General features: G+C 74.4%; 3 protein-coding genes and 1 pseudogene. 3 read left to right on the top strand and 1 reads right to left on the bottom strand.

What is annotated here, in order from left to right:
- Positions 1–437: class II fructose-bisphosphate aldolase (locus B7767_RS16065; RefSeq protein WP_179167166.1), on the top strand; the 437-nt coding region annotated here is incomplete at its 5' end.
- Position 438: 1 nt separating this feature from the next.
- Here B7767_RS16065 and B7767_RS16060 read toward each other — a convergent pair.
- Positions 439–1,572, bottom strand: coding sequence for a methyltransferase (locus tag B7767_RS16060; protein WP_085572785.1), 1,134 nt, complete (start codon positions 1,570–1,572; stop codon positions 439–441).
- A 76-nt stretch (positions 1,573–1,648) separates the two neighbouring features.
- Between B7767_RS16060 and B7767_RS16055 the strand changes: the two genes are divergently transcribed.
- Together B7767_RS16055 and B7767_RS16050 are read left to right on the top strand one after the other, a co-directional pair.
- Entirely contained in the window at positions 1,649–2,323 is a 675-nt protein-coding gene (locus tag B7767_RS16055) for an alpha-ketoglutarate-dependent dioxygenase AlkB (protein ID WP_085572786.1), read from the top strand.
- Between the two features lie 13 nt (positions 2,324–2,336).
- Positions 2,337–2,542, top strand: a pseudogene (locus B7767_RS16050) (ROK family protein); the annotation flags it as partial.

The following is a 2,542-nucleotide window of genomic DNA, read 5'->3' as shown; positions in this document are numbered from 1 at the left end:
GCGGGCAGGCCGCGCCGGACGCCCACGCCCCGGGCGCCCGTACCGACCCCGACCGGGCCCGCGCCTTCGTCGCCGACTCCGGCGTGGACGCGCTGGCCGTCGCCGTCGGCACCACCCACGCCATGACCACCCGCACCGCCGCCCTCGACCACGCCCTCCTCGGACGGCTGGCCGCCGCCCTGGACGTCCCCCTCGTCCTGCACGGCTCCTCCGGCCTCCCCGACGACGAACTCGCGGCGGCGGTCACGGGCGGCATCGCCAAGGTCAACGTGGGGACGGCCCTGAACATCGCCATGACCGGCGCGATCAGGGAGTTCCTCACCGCCCACCCCGCGGCGGTCGACTCCCGCGGCTACCTCACGGTGGGCCGGGAGGCGATGACACGGGCGGTGACGGCGGTCATCGGGGCGCTCGATCCGGCCTCCGCGCGGTCCTGAGCTACCGCTTCACGGCCTTCAGGACCACGAACTTCGGGTCCGACGCCACCACCTCGCTGTTGCCGAACAACCGTCGCAGCTTCACGTGGTACCCCAGGTGACGGTTGCCGACCACCCACAGTTCGCCGCCCCGGCGCAGGGTGCGCCGGGCGCCGGTGAACATGCGCCAGGCCGTGGCGTCGGTGGTCGCCTGGTGGGAGTGGAAGGGCGGGTTGTTCAGGACCAGGTCGACGCTGCCGGCCGGTATGCCCGACAGGCCGTCGCCGACCCGGAACTCGGCGTGCCCGGGAACGTCGTTCTCCCGGTACGTGGCCTGCGCGGACGCCACCGCCTGGAACGACTCGTCCACGAACAGCACCTCGGCGCGCGGGTCCGCCAGCGCCATCGCCGTACCGACGACGCCGTTGCCGCAGCCCAGGTCCACCACCCGTCCGCCGTCCTTGCCGGCGGGCAGGTGCTTCAGGAAGAACCGGGTGCCGATGTCGAGGCGGTCGGCGCAGAAGACGCCGGCGTGGTTGACGACCGTCGCGCCCGACACCGGACCGATGCCGTCGGGCAGCGTGTAGCGGTACGGCCAGGGGTTCGCGGGGCGGACCGGCGCGGGGTCCGGAGTGCAGAGGATCAGCCGGGCCTTCTTCTCCGCGAGCGAGGTCCTGGTCGGGCCGAGGATCCGCTCGAAGAGGTCCAGCGTCGAGGTGTGGATCTCCTTCACCATGCCGGTGCCGACGACGACCGTGCCCTCGTGCACCGCCGGCGCCAGCCGCAGCAACTGGTCCTCCAGCAGCGCCAGGCTCTTCGGCACCCGGACGAGCAGGACGTCGATCCGGACCGGCGGGGGATCCTGCGTGGTGAGCAGCCGCACCGCGCCCGGCTCGACGCCGTTGCGGGCCAGGTTCGCGCGGGTCGCCTCCTGCCCGAGCCAGGAATCGGTGATCTGCGTCGGCCGGTGCGCGGCGAGCGCCGTCACCAGCGCGCCCCAGCGGTCGCCGACGACCACGACCGTGCCGGACAGCGGGACCCGCCGGTCGGCGAGATGCCTGAGGAGATATTCGTCGGAGGCGTCCCAGGCCCGCAGCCTGTCCCGCGGGTCCTCGGGGAACCTGGCCAGCACCGGCTCGCCCCACGCAGTCGTCATACGGTCGCTCATCGTCCGACCAGGCTAGCCCAGCCGCAGCTCAGGGCGCGTCCGGCAGGATGGAGGCATGGGAGGCATGGACGCCGGGCTGTTCCCCCGGGCACGGAGCGAGGTCGCGCCCGGCGCGGTGCACGTGCCGGACTGGCTGGACGCGCGGGCGCAGCGCGAGCTGCTCGACGCGTGCAGGGAGTGGGCCCGGCCGCCCGCCGGACTGCGCACGGTCCGCACGCCCGGCGGCGGCACCATGACCGCCCGGCAGGTGTGCCTCGGGTGGCACTGGTATCCGTACGGCTACGCCCGCACCGTCGTCGACGGTGACGGCGCCCCGGTGAAACCCTTCCCCGGCCGGCTCGGCGAGCTGGGCCGCCGCGCGGTGACCGACGCGCTGGGCGCGGACGCCGCGCGCGGTGCCGCGTACGACATCGCGCTCGTCAACTTCTACGACGGCGACGCCCGCATGGGCATGCACCGCGACGGCGACGAGGAGTCGGACGCGCCCGTGGTGTCGCTGAGCCTCGGCGACACCTGCGTCTTCCGCTTCGGCAACACGGGGACGCGGAACCGGCCCTGGACGGACGTGGAACTGCGCAGCGGCGACCTGTTCGTCTTCGGCGGACCCTCCCGGCTCGCGTACCACGGCGTTCCCCGGGTGCACGCGGGCACGGCACCGCCCGAGTTGGGACTGACCGGCCGGCTGAACATCACGCTGCGGGTCAGCGGCCTGCGGTCCGCCTCCGGGTTCGGATCATGACAGACTCGCGTCCATGAGCGGGAAGGCGGACCCCCGGCCGGCGGGGGAAGGGACCACCTCCAGGACGCGGCTGGACCGGGGGCGCGGCGCGCTCGGACCCGCGCTGGAGCTCGTGCACACCGGACGCGCGCCGACCCGCGCGGTGCTCACCGCCGAACTCGGCGTGACCCGCGCGACGGCCGGGGCGGTCGCCGCCGAACTGGAGGCGCTCGGGCTGAT

Source organism: Streptomyces sp. 13-12-16 (genome assembly GCF_002114215.1).
Taxonomy (GTDB): Bacteria; Actinomycetota; Actinomycetes; order Streptomycetales; family Streptomycetaceae; genus Streptomyces.
Note: the sequence above shows the minus strand (reverse complement) of the source record. Positions and strands in the feature narration are given on the sequence as shown.

Bases quoted from the DNA above. Each gene is read 5' to 3' on its own strand.
- B7767_RS16060 (WP_085572785.1), bottom strand. From the start codon at position 1,572: ATGACGACTGCGTGGGGCGAGCCGGTGCTGGCCAGGTTCCCCGAGGAC.
- B7767_RS16055 (WP_085572786.1), top strand. From the start codon at position 1,649: ATGGACGCCGGGCTGTTCCCCCGGGCACGGAGCGAGGTCGCGCCCGGC.